The following is a 17107-nucleotide window of genomic DNA, read 5'->3' as shown; positions in this document are numbered from 1 at the left end:
CTGAGCAGTATGAATTTCTTGGGCACCTGGCGCAAGCGTCATGGCACGGCGCGCGGCACGGCGGTGGACACGTCCGACGACGCCGATCAGGAGGGCATCGCCGCACTGCTCGCGGAGTGCGAGCTGCTGCGTGTCCGGGCCGCCCAGCAGGGCCTCGAACTGGACGATTCCCCTGCCTCGCTGGAGGCCCTGGACCAGCTCCCGCCGCGCTGGCGCGACGATCCGGAGGAGCTGCCCTGGTTCGGCAACGACGCGGGTCTCTACCTCGGCACCGTGATCGTCCGCACCGTTCCCGGGGCCCACTGGCACCTGTGGCCCAGCGGGACGCCCGTCGTGATGCTGGCCTCCGGCCGGGACATCGCAGTGGTCGGCGCCGGACTGGACTGGGCGGCGACCGGAGCCCCCGAGCTGTCCCAGGTGTACGCGGAGGCCTCCGAGGCGTGACCGGGCCAACCGCGTAAAGGTGACCGGGTCCACCACGTAAAGGTGACCGGGTCAACCGCGTAAATACGGCTATTGGCAGTTCGTCCCTCTTGTGCGTGTCGGGCGTGAAGTCCCTTTCCGGGATGGATAGTTTGCGCTGACCTCGACACAGCTGAGAGTGGGTAGGGCAGCGTATGGCCGTCGATCCGTTGATCGAGCTGCGTGACGTCAACAAGTACTTCGGGAAGTTGCACGTCCTCCAAGACATCGACCTCACCGTCGGCCGCGGGGAGGTGGTGGTGGTCATCGGCCCGTCCGGCTCGGGCAAGTCAACGCTCTGCCGGGCGATCAACCGGCTGGAGTCGATCGAGTCGGGCAGCATCCGCATCGACGGAAAGCCCCTCCCCGAGGAGGGCAAGGCGCTTGCGAAGCTGCGTGCGGAAGTCGGAATGGTGTTCCAGTCCTTCAACCTCTTCGCGCACAAGACCGTCCTGGCCAACGTCTCGCTCGCCCAGGTCAAGGTCCGCGGCCGGAAGAAGGAAGAGGCCGACAAGCGCTCCCGTGAACTCCTGGAGCGCGTCGGGCTCGCCGCGCAGGCCGACAAGTTCCCCGCCCAGCTCTCCGGCGGCCAGCAGCAGCGCGTGGCCATCGCCCGCGCCCTGGCCATGGACCCCAAGGCACTCCTGTTCGACGAGCCGACCTCGGCACTCGACCCGGAGATGATCAACGAGGTCCTGGAGGTGATGCAGCAGCTCGCCGCCGACGGCATGACCATGGTCGTGGTCACCCACGAGATGGGCTTCGCCCGGTCCGCCGCCAATCGCGTCGTGTTCATGGCGGACGGCTGCATCATCGAGGACCGCACCCCCGAGGACTTCTTCCTGAACCCCTCGAGCGACCGTGCCAAGGACTTCCTCTCCAAGATCCTCAAGCACTGAGCGGGGGGCGAATCCATGTTGCGAACCAAGCTGCGTACGAAGAGAACACTCGTCGCCCTCGCGCTGGCGCTCCTCGCCGTCGCCTGCGGCAAGGAGGGCAGCCCCCCGGTCAAGGGCCCCAGCCGCGACCAGCTCCCCGACTACAAGGTCGTCTCGGGCTTCTCCCTGCCCTCCTCGCCGACCTGGGAGAAGGCGAAGCGGCGCGGCCGCCTGGTCGTCGGCGCCAAGGAGGACCAGCCGTACATGGGGGAGAAGGACCCGGCGAGCGGCCGCTACTCCGGCTTCGACATCGAGATCGCCAAGATGGTCTCGGCCTCGCTCGGCTTCGACCCCGCCTCGGTGCAGTTCCGCACGATCGCCTCCGCGAACCGCGAAACAGCCCTGCAGAACGGGCAGATCGACTACTACGTCGGCACCTACACCATCAACGACAAGCGCAAGAAGCTCGTCGGCTTCGCCGGCCCGTACTACCTGGCCGGCCAGTCCCTCCTCGTGCGCACCGACGAGAAGGACATCAAGGGACCGGGCGACCTGGCCGGCAAGCGCGTCTGCTCCGCCGCCGGATCCACCCCGTACCAGCGGATCGACGAGGAGCACCCCGAGGCGGACCTCGTCGCGTACGACACGTACTCGGTCTGCGTCGACAACCTGCTGACCTTCCAGGTCGACGCCGTCACTACCGACGACACGATCCTGATGGGGTACGCCGCCAAGGTCCCCGACGAGATGAAGGTCGTCGGCAAGCCCTTCTCCGAGGAGCCGTACGGCATCGGCGTCCCGCGCAGCGACAACGCGCTGCGGTTCGCGATCGACGACGCACTCGCCGCCCGCGAAAGAGACGGCGACTGGCAGAAGGCGTACGACGTGACGCTCGGTCTGTCCGGCCGCAAGGCCACTCCCGCACCGCCCATCGACCGCTACCCGGCGAGCTGAGGGAGACCGCACCCACATGAACGTACTCACCGACAACTTCTCCCTCTACGGCAAGGGATTCCTCGGCACCGTCGAACTGACCGTCTACGCTTCCCTGTTGGCCCTCGTGCTCGGCTTCGTCATGGCGTCCTGCCGGGTCTCGCCGGTCGGCTCCTTCCGGGCGCTCGGCACGGCCTGGGTGACGGTGCTGCGGAACACGCCGCTCACGCTGCTGTTCTTCGCGGTGCTCCTGGGGCTGCCGAGGTTCGGGCTCGTGCTGCCCTTCCAGCTCTTCGCGGTGCTCGCGCTCGGCTGCTACACCTCCGCGTTCATCTGCGAGGCGCTGCGCTCGGGCATCAACACCGTCCCGCTGGGGCAGGGCGAGGCGGCCCGCAGCCTGGGCATGACCTTCGGGCAGACCCTGTCGACGGTGGTGCTGCCGCAGGCCTTCCGGTCCGTGATCCCGCCCGTCGGCTCCACGCTCATCGCGCTCGCCAAGAACTCGGCGATCGCCGGCGCCTTCTCCGTCACCGAGCTCCTCGGCACGTACAAGACCCTCAACGAGCTGGGTTACAGCGTCATCTGGAGCTTCCTCTGGATCGCTGTCGGATACCTGATCATCACCCTCACCATCAGCGCGCTCTTCCACGTGCTGGAGAAGCGCTGGGGAGTCGCCCGATGAGCCGTGCACTTGCGACGGCGTCCACCGCCCTCTACGACATTCCCGGCCCCAAGACCCGGCAGCGGCACCTGGTGTACGGGGTCTTCTCGACGATCCTGCTGCTCGCGATCGTCGGCTGGGTCGTGTACCTCCTGTTCCACACCGACCAGTTCACGGCGGCCAAATGGAACCCGTTCCAGTACAAGGGCATCCAGGAACTCCTGCTCCGCGGACTCGCAAACACGCTCAAGGCGTTCGCGTTCGCCGCGGTGCTCTCCCTCGCCCTGGGGGCGCTCCTCGCGGTCGGGCGTCTGTCCGAGCACCGCCCGGTGCGCTGGGTGTCCGCACTGTGCGTGGAGTTCTTCCGCGCCATGCCCGTGCTGGTGATGATCTTCTTCATCTTCGTGGCGCTGAAGGTCCAGCCGCTGCCCGCGCTGGTGGCCGGACTGACGCTCTACAACGGCTCGGTGCTCGCGGAGGTGTTCCGCAGCGGAGTGCACTCCGTGGACCGCGGCCAGCGGGAGGCGGCGTACGCGCTCGGCATGCGCAAGACGCAGGTCATGACGCACGTCCTGGTGCCGCAGGCGGTCCGGGCGATGCTGCCGACCATCATCAGCCAGCTGGTGGTCGCGCTGAAGGACACCTCCCTCGGATATCTGATCACCTATGAGGAGTTTCTCCATGCCGGAAAGCTCATCGCATCCAATCTCGACTACGATTTGCCGTTCATCCCCGTAGTTCTGGTGATCTCGCCGATCTACATCGGGATGTGCATGCTGCTCTCCTGGTTCGCCAACTGGGTGGCCAGGCGCCAGCGGCGCAATCCCAAGACGGAGGCCGTGGAGATCGGTCCGGCCGAGGCGGGGACGCTGCTGCCGGGCAGGCAGTAGCTCAACGAGCAGAGAGCAAGCCTGTCCGGCAGCAGCCGGGGATCACTTGTTGCGAAGCGGTACCGACACGAAACTCGGGTCGGCCGCGGGCGACGAGAAGGTCAGCTGCGCGCCGGACGGGTTGTGCTCGATGTAGAGCGGGTCGACGGTGTCGACCACCAGGGCGAGCCGGTGGCCGGCCGGGACCTCGTAGGCCGTGGAGTTCAGCTCCAGGTCGACGGGGAACGGCCGGCCAGGCTCCTGCCCGTGGAAGGTGTACGGCGCATTGCTGACCAGCTTGCCGAGGCCGAGCGGCCCCACGTCGTAGAGGTACGCGACGAGGGTGCCGCTCTCCTTGGTGCTGGTGACCCGTGTGTGCAATATCGCGGTGCTGCGGACCCGACGTTGGCGCGGATCGGCCTTGATGCGCTTGTCGTGCCCCGAGGCGAGCAGGCTGAGGCCCGCGCCGTAACTGACGCCCGCCATACCGATCTTGTCCTCGTCGGCGGGGGTGTGGGCGAGCGCCCAGCCGATGACGGCGGACACGTCGGCGGTCCTCCGCGGGGTGGGGGCACCCGCGCCGGGTGATCCGTACCGGATTCAGGCCTTCAGGGCGCTCTTGGACTGCCACTCGGACCAGGAGACGTTCCAGTTGCCGTAGCCGTTGTTGAGTTCCTGGGTGCCCTTGGCGTCGTCGCCCGTGACCTCGAAGGGGTCGCCGACCTGCACCTGGTCGTAGATCGACTTCGCGTCGGAGTCGCTCATGCCCACGCAGCCGGAGCTCTTGTTGGCGCTGCCGAAGTAGCCCTTGTTCCACGGGGCGGCGTGCGCGTACATTCCCGACCAGGTCAGCCGCATCGAGTAGTCGACCATCTTGTCGTAGGCGTCGCCCAGGCCCACGGTCTCGGAGCGCATGTTGATGGTGCCCTCCTTCGACATCAGGACGGTCTTGCCGCGCCAGGACGCCTTGTCGCCGCCGGGGGTGCCCGCCGACATCGGGACGTCCTTGACGGTCTGCCCGTCGCGGACCAGCTTGAGGCGGTGGTTGTCCAGATCGACCTTGACGACCTGGTTCTTCCCGATGGTGAAGTTCGTCTTGTAGTCGCGGACGAACCAGCCGCCGCCCTTGCCGGAGTTCACGCCGTCGAGGTCGGCCGCGAGGCTGACCTTCGTACCCGGCTTCCAGTACTCCTTGGGGCGCCAGTCGACGCGGTCCTTGCCGGAGTAGTCCGTCATCCAGCCCCAGGAGCCCTCGGTGTTGTTCGAGGTGGTGACCTTGAGGCGCTTCTCGATGTCGGCCTTGTTCTTGACCGGGTTGTCGAACACGATCGACAGCGGGTGCGCGATCCCGATCGTGGTGTTCTTGCCGGGGGCCATGGACAGCTTGTTGACCTTGTCGGCCGCCTCCGTCGTGAACTCCGCCTTGGTGGCGGTGGCGCCCGCCGCCTTCGCCTCGACGGTGTAGGCGGTTCCGGGGGAGGTGGTGCGGGCCGAGGTCCAGGACTTGCCGTCGGTGGATATCTGGCCGGTCAGGGTGCCGCCCTTGGCGTCCTTGACCGTCACGCTGTCCAGTGTGCCTTTGCCGCCGTCGGTCAGGGTCACCTTGACCGGGTCACCCGCCTTGGCCTGCTTGCCCGAGAGGTTCACCGACACCTTGGTCTGCGGTGTCTCCCCGGCCGAGGCGGATCCAGAGCCCGAGCCGCCGCTGTTGCAGGCGGTCAGCGCTGCTGCGGCCAGCACCGCGGTGCCCGTGAGGGCGGCGGTACGGAGCCGGGTGCGCGGGCGGCGTATACGGGTCAACTGGAAAACCTCCGTGGCGGTGCGTGGTCGTGCGTGTTCTAGCGTCTGTCCGTGTCTGTCCTCTCTGTAAGGAGGTAATCCGGAAAGTCTCGGTTGCGCCGAACGGATGGGGTGCTCTGTGACAAGTGCCGCAGCGGGTAAGGACCAAGGTCCCTGGACATCGGTCCTTACGGCCCCTTGCGGGAGAGGGTGCTCCGTGGCTTGCCGTTGACCGGATTGCTTCTGATAATCGCGCGGTCCGTTCCCGCCCTCTCCCGATGGAGGACCCCTGTGCGCAAGAGACTGTTCGGCCCGCTGATCGCCGCCGCCCTGTGCGTTTCCTCGGTCGCCGCCTCGGCCCCCGTACCCGGGAAGTCGGCCCCCGTATCCGGGAAGGCGCCGGACGCGCCGCCCTCGGTCCCGCAGGCCGGCACCGGCCGCAAGGTCATCCTCGATGCCGACATGGGAGAGCTGAACGACGACGCCGTCACCATGTTCATGCTGGCCAAGGCCAAGAACGTCGACTTCCTCGGCGTCACCGTCGTCAGCGGCAACACCTGGGTCGAGGAGGGCACCGCGTACTCCCTGCGGCAGCTGGAGCTCATCGGCCGCAGCGACATCCCCGTGGTGGCCGGGGCCGGCGAGCCGCTGATGCCCGGCCGGCAGGAGCGGCTCAGCGCGGAGAGTACGCTGTACGGCAAGCCGTCCTGGGCCGGCGCCTTCGACTCGCAGCGCCCGCCGTCGTACGACAAGCTCGCCAAGCCCCCGTACGGCGGCTATCCGAAGACCCGGCCGAAGAAGGACACGGCGGCTGCGGACTTCATCGTCGAGCAGGTCAAGCGGTACCCGCGCCAGGTGACGGTCTTCGCCGACGGGCCCGCGACCAATCTTGCGCTGGCCGTGCGCACCCACCCCGAGATCGTGCCGCTGATCAAGGAAGTGATCTACATGGGCGGCGCGTTCGACAAGCCGGGGAACGTCAACCCGGCCGCCGAGTTCAACTGGTGGTTCGACCCCGAGTCGGCGCGGATCTCGGTCCGTACGCCGTTCCGCAAGCAGACGATCGTGCCCGACGACGCCGCGCAGCACGTCGTCTACGGCAAGAAGCAGTACGAGGCGATCGTCGCGGGGAAGCAGACCCCGATCAAAAAGATCTTCAAGGATCTCCAGGGGCCCGAGTTCGCGAAGGACCCGAACACGACCCACCTCCTCTGGGACGCGATCACCGCAGCCGTCTTCCTCGACCCGGCCGTGGCGAAGCGGACCGATGTGCGGTACGTCGACGTGAACGCCAACTTCGGTGAGGACTACGGGCGTTCGCTCGGCTACGGGCTCGACGACTTCGACGCGCCGAACAACCCGAAGGGCACCCGCAAGGCGGGGATCGTGCTCGACGTGGACGCCAAGCGGTTCTGGGACCTCTACACCGGGCTGCTGCGCAGCGAATGACCGAGTGCCGCGCCCCCCTTGCGGTTGCGCGGGTTGCTTCTCATAATCCGCCGCAACACGAGTTGCCAACTCGTGTTGCGGCAGACGGACTTTCCGGACTGCATGCATGCCTGCAACGGAAACCCGGGGGTCGACATGGCAACACGACAGGAAGTGGCGCTGCTCGCGGGCACCTCGCCTTCGGTCGTCAGCTACGTGCTCAACAACGGGCCCCGCTCCGTCGCCCCCGCCACCAAGGAGCGTGTCCTCGCGGCGGTCAAGGAGCTCGGCTACCGGCCCAACGCGGTCGCCCGCTCGCTGCGGATGAGCCACACGATGACGCTGGGGCTCGTGGTGCCCGACGCCGCGAACCCCTTCTTCGCCGAGCTGGCCCGCTCGCTGGAGGACCACGCCTGGGCCGCCGGCTACACCCTGCTCGTCGGCAACAGCGTCGACGACCCGCACCGCGAGGCCGGCTACATCCGTACGTTCGTGGACCGCCAGGTCGACGGTCTTGTGCTGATCCCCTCCCAGGGCGAGAAGGCCTGGCGTGCGGAGCTGGCCAGGTCGGGGGTCCCGAGTCTGGTCTTCGACCGGGAGCTCGACGGGGTCGCCACGTCGTACGTCCTCGTCGACAACGCCCGCGGCGCGCAGACCGCCACCGAGCACCTCCTCGCGCACGGCCGCCGCCGTGTCGGCTGCATCGCGGGCCCGCTCGGCATCCACCCCACCGTCGACCGCGTCGTCGGCTGGCGCACGGCACTGGAGCGGGCCGGACTCAGGGCGGGGAGCGGATCCGGCGGGCGTACGGGCTGGGAGGCGTGCCCCGAAGCGGCGCCCCTGCTGCACGGTTCCTTCGGGCGGCTCGACGGATACCGGTCGGGGCTCGCCCTGCTGTCGAGGGACCGGTCGGTGGACGCGCTGTTCGTCACGTCCGACGAGCAGGCGGCCGGAGTCCTGCGCGCGGCGACGGAGTTGGGCATCCGGGTCCCGGACGACCTGGCGCTCGTCTCCTTCGACGGCATCGCCGCCGGCGCGTACACCTGCCCGGCGCTGTCCACCATGCGCCAGCCGTACGACGAGCTGGGACGCACGGCGGTACGGCGGCTGCTCGACCGGATGCGGGAACCCGACCTGCCCCCCACCCGGGACGTCCTCCCGGTGACCCTGCTGGCCAGGGGCTCCTGCGGCTGCCCCGACCCGGCGGGCGGCGAACACAGTGCCGCAACGACAGAACTTCGTGGAGAGAACGGTGAGGTCCAGTGAGTGGTGCGCGACTGGTCGTGGTCGGCAGTCTGAACATGGACCTGTCGGTCACCGTGCCCAGACTGCCGGAGCCGGGCGAGACCGTCTCGGGTGCCGATGTCGTACGCGGCGCGGGCGGCAAGGGTGCCAACCAGGCGGTCGCCGCCGCGCGGCTCGGCGCGGAGGTGCGGATGGTCGGCCTGCTCGGTGACGACGCACTCGGCGGCGAGCTGCGCGAGCGGCTCGTGAGGGAAGGTGTCGACGATCGGAGTGTGGCTCAACTGCCCGGTGTGGCAAGCGGGTTGGCGTTGATCGTCGTGCAACAGGACGGCGAGAACACCATCACCCTCTCACCCGGCGCCAACCGCCACCTCGACGTCCCGGCCCTCGCCGGCCTCACCGGGGGCACCGTCGTCCACAGTGCCGACACCCTCCTCCTCCAGCTCGAAGTGCCGCTGCCCACCGTGCTCGCCGCCGCCCGCGAGGGCAGGGAGGCCGGGGCACTGGTCGTACTCAACGCGGCGCCGCTGCCGTCTCCTGTGCAGCCGGAACTCTCCGAACTCCTCGGTGTCGTCGACGTGTTGGTGGTCAACGAGAGTGAGGCGGCCGGGCTGCTCCCGCAGGCGCACGCCGACTGGGGCGAGCACGCCCGGGGGCTGCGGAAACTGGGGCCCGGCACCGTCGTCATCACCCTGGGCGCGGACGGTGCGGTCGCCGCAGGACCCCAAGTCACCTACACCGAGGGCGGGTTCACGGTCGACGCCGTCGACACCGTCGGCGCGGGCGACGCCTTCTGTGCGCAGCTGGCACTGTCTCTCGGCTCCGGTACGCCGCTGCCCGAAGCGGTACGCAGGGCCTGTGCGGCGGGGGCGCTCGCCACCACCCGCCCCGGCGCCCAGGGCTCGCTGCCCTCCACCGCCGAGGTCGACGCGCTGCTCGCCGCCGCAGGGCCGGCCAAGGACTCTACGAACGAGGTGCGCCATGCGTACTGACGGCCTCTGGCACCCCCGCCTCCTGGAGATCATCACCTCCCTCGGCCACGGCGACCTGCTGGTCGTCGCCGACCCCGGGCTACCGGTGCCGCCCGGAGTGGAGGTCGTCGACCTGGTGTGGCGGCGCGGCGAACCCGCGTTCCTGCCCGTACTCGAAGCGGTCCTCGACGAACTCGTCGTGGAACACGCCACCGTGGCCCACGAGGCCGGCGACCCGGACCTGCTCCTCCTCTTCGACGAGCAGTTCGCCGGTACCCCCCTCGACCGGGTGCCGCACGCACGGCTCAAGAAGCTGACGCGGCGCGCGCGGGCGGTTGTACGGACCGGTGAGACCACTCCGTACGCCAACGTCGTACTGCGTGCGGGAGTCCCCTTCTAGCCCCGCGCGCCCTTACTCCCCGAAGCCTTGGGCCCGTCCGCCCGCGTACCACCGGAAGACGCCAATTCCCCTTTCCTGGAAGGCAGTTCAACGATGAACCGCAAGCTTTCCCTCGCCATCTCCGTCACCTCGTCGCTGCTTCTGGCCGCCGCCCTCACCGGTTGCGGGCAGGAAGGCGGATCCACTGCCGACGGCGGCGGCAAGGCCAAGAAGAAGGACGGCAGGCCGACGGTCTGCCTGATCATGAAGTCCCTCGGGAACGAGTTCTTCCAGACCATGCAGAAGGGTGCCGAGGACCACGCCAAGAAGCTCGGCACCCTGGAGCTCAAGACCAGCGGCATCCAGAACGAGACCGACATCGACGGCCAGGTCGCCGCCATCAACCGCTGCATCACCGACCAGGCCGACGCCCTCGTCCTGGCGCCCGCCGACTCCCGGGCGCTCGTCGCCCCCCTGGGCCGGGCCGCCAAGGCCGGAATCAAAATCGTCAACATCGACGTCAAGCTCGACGACGGCGCGCTCAAGGCCGCGAAGCTGGACGTGCCGTTCGTCGGACCCGACAACGCCGAGGGCTCCCGGCTGTCCGGCGAGGTCCTCGCCAAGAAGCTTGGCAAGGGCGGCAAGGTCGTCATCCTGGAGGGCAACCCCGGAGCCGCCAACGCGCAGCAGCGCAAGGCCGGTTTCGAGAAGGCCGCGAAGGACGGCGGACTGACCGTCGTCGAGTCCAAGACCGCGCACTGGGAGACCGACGAGGCGTACACCGTCCTGTCGAACATGCTCACCGCGCACCCCGACATCCAGGGCGTCATGTCGTCCAACGACTCGATGACGCTGGGCGCGGTCAAGGCGATCGGTGCGGCAGGGAAGAAGGGCAAGGTCGTGGTGGCTTCCTTCGACAACATCGCCGCCGTCAGGCCCTATCTGAAAGACGGTCAAGTGGTGTCCACCGTCGACCAGTTCGCGGCCAAGCAGGCCGCCGACGGCATCGACGTGGCGCTGAAGGCCGTCGACGGAGGCAAGTCCGAGACGTGGGTGAAGACCGACGTCAAGGTCGTCACCGGCGCAGACGCGGGATGAGTACGCACATGAGTGAGACGAAGGGTGCCGCTCCGGTGGTCCTGGAGGCCACCGGCATCGGCAAGGCCTTCCCCGGGGTCAAGGCCCTCGACGACGTACGGCTTGAGCTGCGGGCGGGGGAGGTGCACGCCCTGCTCGGCGAGAACGGGGCGGGCAAGTCCACCCTCGTCCGCATCCTGGCCGGCATCCAGCCGCCCGACACCGGCACCATGCGGCTGGGCGGGCAGCCGTACGCACCCAGGGACGCGGCCGCCGCGATGCGGGGCGGCGTACAGGTCGTGCACCAGGAACTCAACCTGCTGGCGAACCTCACCGTCGCGGAGAACCTCTTCTTCCAGCGGCTGCCCCGCAAGTACGGCATGGTCGACCGGCGCACCCTCAACCGGCGTGCACAGGAACTCCTCGACGAGGTCGGACTCGACGTCCGGCCGCGCACCCCGGTCGGGCGGCTCGGCATCGCACAGATGCAACTCCTGGAAATCGCGCGGACGTTGTGGCAGGACTGCCGGGTCCTCGTGATGGACGAACCCACCGCCACCCTCACCTCGCGGGAGACGGAACGCCTCTTCGAAGTGATCCGCCGGCTCACCGCACGCGGCACCGCCGTCCTCTACATCTCCCACCACCTGGAGGAGGTTTTCGAGATCGGCGACCGCATGACGGTCTTCCGCAACAGCCGCCATGTCGTGACGAAGGATCTCGCCGGGACGAACACCGCCGAGGTCATCCGGCTGATGGTCGGCCGGGACCTGGCGCAGGAGTACCCGCCGTACGTGGACCGCCCGGCGGGCGAGGAGCTGCTGCGGGCGGAGGGGCTGCATCCGCGCGGCGGCAGCCCGGTCAGCTTCGCGCTGCACGCGGGCGAGGTCGTGGGCGTCGCCGGGCTCGTCGGCTCGGGCCGAACCGAGACCGTACGGGCGTTGTTCGGCGCCGACCAGCACGACGGCGGACACGTGTACGTAAAGGGCCGGCGGGTGCGCATCCGTACGCCCCGGGATGCCGTACGGCACGGCATCAGCCTGCTCACCGAAGACCGCAAGGGGCAGGGCCTGGTCCTCGACATGCCGGTGGCCGCCAACATCACGCTCGCCGCCACCCGCAGGATCTCGCGCGGCGGCCTGCTCAGGAGGGCCGACGAGGACCGGTACGCACGCGACGCCGTGAACCGCCTCGGAGTGCGAACACCCACTACGCGCACCGCGGTTCGCGCCCTCTCCGGCGGCAACCAGCAGAAGGTCGTCCTCGGCCGGTGGCTGCTCGCCGGTACCGACGTCCTGGTCGTCGACGAGCCGACCCGCGGCATCGATGTCGGCGCCCGCTACGAGATCCATCAGCAACTCACCGACCTCGCGGGCGATGGCAAGGCACTCCTGGTCGTCTCCTCCGACCTCCCCGAACTGATGGGCATCTGCGACCGCATCCTGGTCTTCTCACGCGGCCGGATCGCGGGGGAGGTGGCGAGGGAGGACTTCGACAGCTCACGGATCCTGGCCCTGGCCTACTCGGGATACGTCACGGAGGCCACGGCAGCGTCCCGCGGCAGCGCGGACCCGTCCCACGACAGCCCCCACGCCCCTGCCGGCCACTCGGACGCGCCCCACCGCACCCCGGACGCTTCCGCCGCGTTCACGGACGTACCCCTCACGAAGAACGGTGAGACCTCCTCATGATCACATCGGCCCCCGCCAAGGAAGCCGCCCCGGTGCCCGCCTCCGAGCGGCGTACCGCCCGTCAGCTCACCCGTCAGGCGATGGGTGAGGCCGGTATCGGCATCGCGCTGCTGGTACTGGTGCTCGTCTTCACGCTCGCCGCGCCCAAGTTCGCGACGTCCGGCAACCTCACGCACATCGCCACCGAGATCACCCTCAATACGATGCTCGCGGTCGGCATGACCTTCGTGATTCTGGTCGGCGGCATCGATCTGTCCGTCGGGTCGGTGATGGCCCTGTCGGCGGTCGTCGCCGGCGAGGTGCTGACCTCGGCCAGTCTGTCCACGCCCGTCGCCGTTCTCCTCGCGGTCGTCGTCGCGGCCCTGGTCGGCATGGTCTGCGGATTCGTCAACGGCTTCGTCTCCCAGCGCTGGCGCGTGCCGTCGTTCATCGTCACGCTCGGCATGCTGAACGTGGCGCGCGGCGCGGCCCTCGAATACACCAATGCGCAGACGCTGTACGACTTCCCGCCCGGCTTCAGCCACTTCGGCACCTCCACCCTCCTGGGCATCCCCTCGCTCTTCTGGATCGCGGTGGTGATGGTGGTGGTCGGCCACTTGGTCCTGACCCGTACCGTCTTCGGCCGGCTGGTTTTCGCGATCGGGTCGAACGAGGAGGCGGTGCGGCTGTCCGGGCACCGTACGGGCGTCGTCAAGGTCGTGGTGTTCGTGATCGCCGGATTCGCCGTCGGTATCGCGGCCGTCACGTACATGGCCCGCCTCAACATCGCCAGCCCCATCATCGGCAGCGGGTACGAACTGTCCGCGATCGCGGCCGTCGTCATCGGCGGTGCGTCGCTCTCCGGCGGCAAGGGCTCGATGATCGGCACGCTGCTCGGTGCGTGCCTGCTGGGCGTACTCACCAACGGTCTGCTGCTGATGGGGGTTTCCGACTTCCAGCGGCAGATGATCACCGGTGCCGTCATCATGATCGCCGTGGTGGTCGACCACTACCGGGGCAGGATCGCGGCCCGGGTCGGGTGAGGGGCGGCGGGGAGACAGGGCCGATTACTGCTGGGTACTGGTGCTCGGGCCGCACAGCGCCGAAGCTCTCTCCATGACGCATGCACAGGATCCGAAGGGCCCGCAGGACGCGGTGCCGGCGGAGGGCACCAGAATCGAGCTGCCGCTGCGACGGCTGGTCATGGCACTGCCGATCGCCGCAGCGGTGGTGACCGTGATGTGGGGCTACACCGTCTACGCGGTCGTCGACGGCGCGAACAACGCGACGCTGTCCGGCGCACTGATGTCCGCACTCGGCCTGCTGCTGCTCTTCGTCGCCGTCACCTATGTGGGGTACGCGGTGCACCCGCTGAGCATCGCGGTCGGGTCGCGGGGGCTTTCGGTGCGGCTGCCGCTCTACCCGGAACGGACCTTCCGGTGGGACGACTTGGTGTCCGTACGGGCGGTGGGCGTGCGGGGCGCCCAGTACGTGATCGTCGAGGCGCAGGAGTCGGAGGGCTCGCTGCCCTACGTCTGCCGGCCCCGGGCCGCGTACCGGCGGCTCTCGCTGATGACGGGGAGCGCGCCGCAGTTCAAGCAGGGGCTGTGCTTCGAGCGGATGGTCTTCGAGCTGATCCCTGAGGACGTCCTGGCCCTGGTCCGGCAGTACGCCCCGCCGACCCTCCACGTGGAGGACCAGCGCCGCTGACGGGCCTCCGGCCGACGGGTCGCCGCTGAGGGCCTCCAGCCGACCGGTCGCCGCTGACGAGCCCGGCCGCCGACGGGCAGGGCCAGGGTCGCACTCTTGTCCGGGCCCGCCCTTTGTCACGGCGTCGCACCCTTGTCACGGCCCGCCCTTCGCGTCACCGTGAACCTTGCGCCGCCCACCCCGCGGCGCACGAGCCTGCATTCCGCGCCCAGCGGCCCACCGGCCCGCAGCCCCGTGTGATCGGAGATCCCGTGTCCGTGACCCCCTTCGTTTTGCCGCACTCCCTCTTCGGGGACGGCCCCCACCCCGTCATCGCCGTCCACGGCTGGCTCGCGGACCGGGCCGCCTACGCGGCGGTCCTTCCCGACCTCGACCCGGAGGCCTTCCAGTACGCCTTCGTCGACCTGCGCGGATACGGCGAGGCCAAGGACGTGCCCGGCGACTTCAGCACCACCGAGGGGGCCGCGGACCTCCTCGCCCTCGCCGACCAGCACGGCTGGGACCGCTTCTCGCTGATCGGCCACTCCATGGGCGGCGCCGTTGTCCAGCGGGTGCTGGCCGCCGCGCCGCACCGAGTGCGCCGCCTCGTCGGCGTCTCACCCGTACCGGCAAGCGGGCTGCAGATGCCTGCCGACGCCTGGGAGCTGTTCGCGGGAGCCGCCGAGCACCCGGAGAACCGGCGCGTCATCATCGACAACACCACCGGTGGCGTACGCCCCGCCGCCTGGCTCGACCGCATGGTGCGGCAGTCGGTGGAACGCAGCGACCCCAAGGCGATGCGCACCTGGCTGGACTCCTGGGCGGGGGAGGACTTCCACACCGACGTCGAGGGGGCCGGGCACCCCGCCCTCGCCGTCGTCGGCGCCCTCGACCCGGCGCTCGGCGCCGACGTCATGCGGCAGACCTGGATGCGCTGGTACCCGAACGCCGAGCTGGCGGAACTCCCGGCCGCCGGGCACAACGCCATGGACGAGGTGCCCCTCCAACTCGTGCGTACCGTCGAGGACTTCCTGCGCGCGGACACGGCGTGAACGGGGGCGTCACGAGCGACGTCCCCGACGTCTTCGACCCCCGCCGGTACGCCGAGGGCGTCCCGCACGCCGCCTACCGACAGCTCCGCGACACCCGCCCGGTGGCCTGGCAGGACGAGTACGAGGTCCTGGGCTGGCCCGCGGGGCCCGGCTTCTGGGCGGTCACCCGGCACGCCGATGTCGTACGCGTCCTCAAGGACACGCGCACCTTCTCCTCCCGCCTCGGCGCCACCCAGATCCGCGACCCCGACCCGGACGATCTCCCGTTCATCCGACGCATGATGCTCAATCAGGACCCGCCGGAGCACGGCAAGTTGCGTCGGCTGGTCAGCCGCGCCTTCACCCCGGGTCGCACCGACCGCTTCGAGGGCCGGGTACGGGAACGCGCCCGCAACCTCCTCGAAGCAGCGGTGCGCCACGCCCGCCGCGAAGGTGACGGCGTCCTGGACCTCGTCGCCACCGTCACCGACGACTACGCCCTGCTCAACCTCTCCGACCTGCTCGGAGTCCCGAAGAGCGACCGCGGTCTGCTCCTCGACTGGACCGAACGCGTCATCGCCTACCAGGACCCCGACGAGGCCCACAAGGCGGTACGCGGCCCCGACGGACTCCCGGTCAACCCCCGCTCACCCGCCATGCTGGGCGAAATGTGCGCGTACGCACGGGAGTTGGCGGAGTACAAGCGCAGGCATCCGAGCGACGACATCATGACGGCGCTCGCCCACGCGGCGGGCGACGGCACCCGGCTGAGCGGCCCCGAGCTGGAGATGTTCTTCTTCCTGCTGACCGTCGCGGGCAACGACACCGTCCGCAGCGCCGCCCCCGGCGGCTTCCTGGCCCTGGCGCAGGATGCCCAGTCCCAACAGATGCTCCCCGCCCTCAAGTTGGAGGCGGCGGTCGAGGAGCTGCTGCGCCACCACCCGCCCGTACTCAGCTTCCGGCGCACCGTCGCCGAGGACACCGAACTCGCCGGACAGCGGCTGCGCACCGGCGACAAGATCGTGGTCTTCCACGCCTCCGCCAACCACGACGAGCGCGTCTTCAGCGACCCGCACCGCCTCGACCTCACCCGCCACCCCAACCCGCACGTGTCCTTCGGCGACGGCCCGCACGTCTGCCTCGGCGCGCACTTCGCCCGCCTGCAGCTGCGCGTCCTGCACGAGGAGGCCCTGCGCATCCTGCCGCCCTATCGGCTCGCATCCCCGCCCCGCCGTCTCGTCTCGCACTTCATCAACGGCCTCAAGTCCCTTGAACTACAGGTTGATTAACCCGCGGCGCGATGGGAGTTGCGCGGCGGCACAGGCAGCGGAGTCTGTGCCGCCCGCGTCACATCGGCAACCAGCTCCACCACATCGGGGCCGTACGCCTGCGAGTTGACCACCTTCAGCAGCAGACAGAAGGAACGGTCGCCGTGTTTGCGCGCCAACTTCTCGTGATTGCGGGCCAGATAGCGGGTCGCGGCCTGGTTGGTGATGGCGCGCTGCCCGCAGAAGAGGAAGACGGGGCGGGCGCCGTCGCCGACGGTGAGCCGGGCGAGCAGGACGTACTCGGCGATCCCGGGCTCCAGCCGGTAGCGCTCGGTGCCGATCTGGAAGGCGCCCCGGTCGGGGGAGGGATCCACGTCCACGTTGATACGGATCCCGGGCAGCAGGCTCTGCAGATGGGCGGTCATCCGGCGGTTCGACCCCGGCCCCCCGACGCAGAATTCCGTACGCTCGCCGAAGCCCTGCTGGGCGACGTCGTGGGAGAGGATCTGGGCGTGCGCGCCGCATTCTTTGACGAGGGCGGAGAGTTCGAGGAGCGCGAAGACGTCGAAGCGGTGGACGGCGCTGTCGCTGCCGCCCGGCTCACGGTTGACGACCAGCAGCGACTCGGCGTTCTTCGGCATTCCGAAGAACGCCTGCTTGCGCCGGAGTCTGCGCCGCCAGAGGTACGTACGGGCCAGCCAGCCGATGATGGCGCTGAGGCCGGCGGCTGTCACGCCCAGGAGGATGTTGCGGAGGTCGTCACTCAT

Annotated in this window: 18 protein-coding genes; 15 read left to right on the top strand and 3 right to left on the bottom strand. The window is 69.4% G+C overall.

Going from position 1 to position 17107, the window contains the following annotated elements; all coding sequences use genetic code 11:
• The first annotated feature begins 9 nt into the window (after positions 1-9).
• The 5 genes from AB0D18_RS09465 (at position 10) to AB0D18_RS09445 (ending at position 3824) form a co-directional block, all read left to right on the top strand.
• On the top strand, positions 10-444 hold the full coding sequence (locus AB0D18_RS09465) for a DUF6278 family protein (RefSeq protein WP_362414648.1): 435 nt from the start codon (positions 10-12) through the stop codon (positions 442-444).
• A 173-nt stretch (positions 445-617) separates the two neighbouring features.
• Positions 618-1361 carry an amino acid ABC transporter ATP-binding protein gene (locus tag AB0D18_RS09460; protein ID WP_362414646.1) on the top strand — a complete coding sequence of 248 codons (744 nt, stop codon included), beginning with the start codon at positions 618-620 and terminating at the stop codon, positions 1359-1361.
• A gap of 15 nt (positions 1362-1376) precedes the next feature.
• Entirely contained in the window at positions 1377-2294 is a 918-nt protein-coding gene (locus AB0D18_RS09455; protein WP_362414644.1) for a glutamate ABC transporter substrate-binding protein, read from the top strand.
• A gap of 16 nt (positions 2295-2310) precedes the next feature.
• Positions 2311-2955, top strand: coding sequence for an amino acid ABC transporter permease (locus AB0D18_RS09450; RefSeq protein ID WP_362414642.1), 645 nt, complete (start codon positions 2311-2313; stop codon positions 2953-2955).
• Positions 2952-3824 (top strand): amino acid ABC transporter permease, encoded by an 873-nt coding sequence (locus tag AB0D18_RS09445; protein WP_362414640.1) that lies wholly within the window; start codon positions 2952-2954, stop codon positions 3822-3824. The genes AB0D18_RS09450 and AB0D18_RS09445 overlap by 4 nt, the downstream gene beginning before the upstream one ends.
• Before the next feature lie 42 nt (positions 3825-3866).
• On the opposite strand, the gene AB0D18_RS09440 is transcribed toward AB0D18_RS09445, so the two are convergent.
• The gene (locus tag AB0D18_RS09440) at positions 3867-4403 is read right to left on the bottom strand and encodes a CocE/NonD family hydrolase C-terminal non-catalytic domain-containing protein (RefSeq protein WP_362414739.1); all 537 of its coding nucleotides are present in this window, start codon (positions 4401-4403) and stop codon (positions 3867-3869) included.
• The gene (locus AB0D18_RS09435; protein WP_362414638.1) at positions 4404-5603 is read right to left on the bottom strand and encodes an Ig-like domain-containing protein; all 1200 of its coding nucleotides are present in this window, start codon (positions 5601-5603) and stop codon (positions 4404-4406) included.
• 270 nt (positions 5604-5873) lie between these two features.
• Between AB0D18_RS09435 and AB0D18_RS09430 the strand changes: the two genes are divergently transcribed.
• The 10 genes from AB0D18_RS09430 (at position 5874) to AB0D18_RS09385 (ending at position 16361) form a co-directional block, all read left to right on the top strand.
• Positions 5874-7031 (top strand): nucleoside hydrolase, encoded by a 1158-nt coding sequence (locus AB0D18_RS09430; RefSeq protein WP_362414636.1) that lies wholly within the window; start codon positions 5874-5876, stop codon positions 7029-7031.
• A gap of 135 nt (positions 7032-7166) precedes the next feature.
• Positions 7167-8276, top strand: a complete 1110-nt coding sequence (locus AB0D18_RS09425) for a LacI family DNA-binding transcriptional regulator (RefSeq protein ID WP_362414634.1) — start codon at positions 7167-7169, stop codon at positions 8274-8276.
• Positions 8273-9247, top strand: a complete 975-nt coding sequence (locus AB0D18_RS09420; protein ID WP_362414632.1) for a ribokinase — start codon at positions 8273-8275, stop codon at positions 9245-9247. Before AB0D18_RS09425 ends, AB0D18_RS09420 begins: the two co-directional genes overlap by 4 nt.
• Positions 9237-9626, top strand: coding sequence for a D-ribose pyranase (gene rbsD / locus AB0D18_RS09415; RefSeq protein ID WP_362414630.1), 390 nt, complete (start codon positions 9237-9239; stop codon positions 9624-9626). Before AB0D18_RS09420 ends, rbsD begins: the two co-directional genes overlap by 11 nt.
• 93 nt (positions 9627-9719) lie before the next feature.
• A complete protein-coding gene (locus AB0D18_RS09410; RefSeq protein ID WP_362414628.1) occupies positions 9720-10703 on the top strand; it encodes a sugar ABC transporter substrate-binding protein in 984 nt (327 codons plus the stop codon).
• Between the two features lie 8 nt (positions 10704-10711).
• On the top strand, positions 10712-12373 hold the full coding sequence (locus AB0D18_RS09405) for a sugar ABC transporter ATP-binding protein (RefSeq protein ID WP_362414626.1): 1662 nt from the start codon (positions 10712-10714) through the stop codon (positions 12371-12373).
• Positions 12370-13395 (top strand): ABC transporter permease, encoded by a 1026-nt coding sequence (locus tag AB0D18_RS09400; protein WP_362414624.1) that lies wholly within the window; start codon positions 12370-12372, stop codon positions 13393-13395. The genes AB0D18_RS09405 and AB0D18_RS09400 overlap by 4 nt, the downstream gene beginning before the upstream one ends.
• A 73-nt stretch (positions 13396-13468) precedes the next feature.
• Positions 13469-14062, top strand: a complete 594-nt coding sequence (locus AB0D18_RS09395) for a hypothetical protein (protein ID WP_362414622.1) — start codon at positions 13469-13471, stop codon at positions 14060-14062.
• Positions 14063-14319: 257 nt separating this feature from the next.
• Positions 14320-15093, top strand: coding sequence for an alpha/beta hydrolase (locus AB0D18_RS09390; RefSeq protein WP_362414620.1), 774 nt, complete (start codon positions 14320-14322; stop codon positions 15091-15093).
• Positions 15090-16361, top strand: a complete 1272-nt coding sequence (locus AB0D18_RS09385; protein WP_362414618.1) for a cytochrome P450 — start codon at positions 15090-15092, stop codon at positions 16359-16361. The genes AB0D18_RS09390 and AB0D18_RS09385 overlap by 4 nt, the downstream gene beginning before the upstream one ends.
• On the opposite strand, the gene AB0D18_RS09380 is transcribed toward AB0D18_RS09385, so the two are convergent.
• Positions 16358-17107, bottom strand: a complete 750-nt coding sequence (locus AB0D18_RS09380) for a hypothetical protein (RefSeq protein ID WP_362414616.1) — start codon at positions 17105-17107, stop codon at positions 16358-16360. The genes AB0D18_RS09385 and AB0D18_RS09380 overlap by 4 nt on opposite strands.

Source organism: Streptomyces sp. NPDC048442 (assembly GCF_040651475.1).
Lineage (GTDB): Bacteria > Actinomycetota > Actinomycetes > Streptomycetales > Streptomycetaceae > Streptomyces.
The sequence above is the reverse complement of the archived record's forward strand: the minus strand, read 5'-3'. Positions and strand labels throughout refer to the sequence as shown.

What these genes read in the sequence shown, in the direction of transcription:
- AB0D18_RS09465 (WP_362414648.1), top strand. Translation starts at nt 10, where the DNA reads ATGAATTTCTTGGGCACCTGGCGCAAGCGTCATGGCACGGCGCGCGGC.
- AB0D18_RS09460 (WP_362414646.1), top strand. Translation starts at nt 618, where the DNA reads ATGGCCGTCGATCCGTTGATCGAGCTGCGTGACGTCAACAAGTACTTC.
- AB0D18_RS09455 (WP_362414644.1), top strand. Translation starts at nt 1,377, where the DNA reads ATGTTGCGAACCAAGCTGCGTACGAAGAGAACACTCGTCGCCCTCGCG.
- AB0D18_RS09450 (WP_362414642.1), top strand. Translation starts at nt 2,311, where the DNA reads ATGAACGTACTCACCGACAACTTCTCCCTCTACGGCAAGGGATTCCTC.
- AB0D18_RS09445 (WP_362414640.1), top strand. Translation starts at nt 2,952, where the DNA reads ATGAGCCGTGCACTTGCGACGGCGTCCACCGCCCTCTACGACATTCCC.
- AB0D18_RS09425 (WP_362414634.1), top strand. Translation starts at nt 7,167, where the DNA reads ATGGCAACACGACAGGAAGTGGCGCTGCTCGCGGGCACCTCGCCTTCG.
- rbsD (WP_362414630.1), top strand. Translation starts at nt 9,237, where the DNA reads ATGCGTACTGACGGCCTCTGGCACCCCCGCCTCCTGGAGATCATCACC.
- AB0D18_RS09410 (WP_362414628.1), top strand. Translation starts at nt 9,720, where the DNA reads ATGAACCGCAAGCTTTCCCTCGCCATCTCCGTCACCTCGTCGCTGCTT.
- AB0D18_RS09405 (WP_362414626.1), top strand. Translation starts at nt 10,712, where the DNA reads ATGAGTGAGACGAAGGGTGCCGCTCCGGTGGTCCTGGAGGCCACCGGC.
- AB0D18_RS09400 (WP_362414624.1), top strand. Translation starts at nt 12,370, where the DNA reads ATGATCACATCGGCCCCCGCCAAGGAAGCCGCCCCGGTGCCCGCCTCC.
- AB0D18_RS09395 (WP_362414622.1), top strand. Translation starts at nt 13,469, where the DNA reads ATGACGCATGCACAGGATCCGAAGGGCCCGCAGGACGCGGTGCCGGCG.
- AB0D18_RS09380 (WP_362414616.1), bottom strand. Translation starts at nt 17,107, where the DNA reads ATGAGTGACGACCTCCGCAACATCCTCCTGGGCGTGACAGCCGCCGGC.